Genomic DNA, 2440 nt, shown 5'->3' on the forward strand with positions numbered 1-2440 from the left:
ACAAACGCTGCAGATGGAACAGTGACCTTCTCACCAATCTCATATGATGAGAGCCAAGTGGGAACTCACAAGTATACCATCTCAGAAGTTGCTGGATCTGAAGCAGGAATCACTTATGATAAGACTGTTCGAGAAGTAGAAGTCAAGGTTGAAAAAATCAGTGCTACTGAATTAAAAGCAACGGTTTCGAAAGAAGCGAAAGATCTTGTCTTCACTAACAAATACATACCAGCACCAGCAACCAAAGTAAAAATTGCTGGTAAGAAAGTGCTAGAAGGTAAAATACTGGAAGCAGGTAAATATAACTTTGCCCTGAAAAAGACAGATGGCAGCGTCGTTCAAACTGTTACTAATGATGTGGACGGAAACTTTGCTTTTGACGAATTGACTTATGATGAAAACCAAGTAGGAACGCATAAGTATACTATCTCAGAAGTTTCTGGAAATGAAGCGGGAGTAACTTATGATTCAACGGTTTACGAAGTAGAAGTCAAAGTTGAAAAAGTTAGTGCTACTGAATTAAAAGCAACTGTTTCTAAACAAGCCAGTGACCTTGTCTTCACGAACAAATACACGCCAGCTAAAACACAAATTCCAGTGAAAAAAGTCTGGAATGATGCAGACAACCAAGATGGCAAACGCCCGGCTTCTATCACAGTTAAACTCCTCGCAGATGGCACGGATACTGGAAAAACACTTGAATTGTCAGAAGCAAATGGCTGGGCAGGTAGCTTCACAGATTTAGATGCAGATAAAGGCGGAACTTCGATTGATTATAAAGTAGTTGAAGTTAGCTCAGTAGCTGGTTATACAAGTGAAATCAGCGGAGATGCAGCAACTGGCTTTACAATCACGAACAAATATACTCCAGAAACGATTGACATTAAAGCCACAAAGAACTGGGATGATGCCAATAACCAAGATGGCAAACGTCCGAAATCGATTACGGTCAATCTCTTGGCTGACGGTGAAAAAGTAGCTTCCAAAGAAGTGAAAGCGGCAGCTGACGGAACGTGGTCTACAGTATTTACTAAACTTCCTAAATTCAAAGCAGGCAAGGTTATTAAATATAGCCTGACCGAAGAAGTCGTTTCTGAATATACTAGCGAAATCAATGATTTCAATATTACCAACAAATACACACCAAAAATGATTGATTATCAAGTGACGAAGACTTGGAATGATAACAACAACCAAGATGGCAAACGTCCAGATCATATCACGGTTCACTTGATGAAGACAGTTGGCGGTGTAACTACCGAAGTTGAGAAATATGATATCAAAGTCGCTGAAGCAGACCCAGCGAATGGCAATGTTTGGAAACATACCTTTACTAATCTTCCAAAATACGAAGCAGGTCAAGAAATTGTCTATTCTGTCAAGGAAGATGCTGTAGCAGGATATGAAACATCTATCAAGGGTCAAGAAATCACAAACACCCATGACCCAGAAACAATCGTCATTTCTGGTAAGAAAGTCTGGGAAGATGCTAACAACCAAGACGGCAAGCGAACAGCTACAGTGAAGGTCCAAATTCTGAAAGGCAAAGAAATCGTTGATGAAATTGAAACTTCAGAAGAAAAAGGTTGGGCCTTTGAGTCAAAACCATTACCGAAGTATGAGAATGGTCAAGAAATCAAATATGATGTCAAAGAAGTTGCCGTAGAATCTTACGAAAAGCCAATAGTTGAAAAATCTCAAGATGGCAAATACACGATTACCAACAAACATACCCCAGAAAAGATAAAATTGACAGGTCAAAAGACTTGGAATGACAGTAATAACCAAGACAGAAAACGTCCTACTGAAATCAAAGTTCGTTTATTGGCAGATGGCAAAGACACAGGTAAAGTAGCGACAGCGAGCGAAGCAACTGATTGGAAATACAGCTTTAAGGATTTGGATCGTTACAAAGCTGGAAAAGAAATTGTTTATTCTGTTGAGGAAGTAGATGTAGCAAAAGGCTATACCTCTAAAGCAAATGGCATGAATCTTGTCAACAACTACACTCCAGCTACTACTTCAGTCAGCGGTCAAAAGACTTGGGAAGATGACAATGACAAAGACGGTCTTCGTCCAAAAGAGATTCAAGTAAGATTGCTTGCAAATGGTAAAGATACGGGCAAAGTAGCGACAGCAAGCGAAGCAACTGGATGGAAATATAGTTTTGAACAACTTGCCAAATATGAAGCAGGTAAGGAAATCACTTATACGGTGGAAGAAGTTGCGGTACCGAAAGGTTACACACCGAAGGTAGATGGTATGAATATCACGAATCGTCATACACCAGAGAAGCCACAAATTCCACAAACCCCACCAAGTACACCAGAGAAATCGAAGAAGAAAATTCTCCCTTCAACAGGTAGTCAAAATTCATTCTTTGCATTACTTGCAGGTCTGTTCACCTTAAGTGGAGCTGCTTACTTGTTAAAGAAGAAGG

General features: G+C 40.0%; 1 protein-coding gene. It reads left to right on the forward strand.

Annotated elements, in window-relative coordinates:
• A partial coding sequence (locus ACOMA9_RS09730) for a Cna B-type domain-containing protein (RefSeq protein ID WP_421425377.1) occupies nucleotides 1-2440 on the forward strand: 2440 nt, incomplete at both ends.

Origin of the sequence: Streptococcus atopicus (assembly GCF_049166725.1) — a bacterium.
GTDB classification, from domain to species: Bacteria; Bacillota; Bacilli; order Lactobacillales; family Streptococcaceae; genus Streptococcus; species Streptococcus hominis.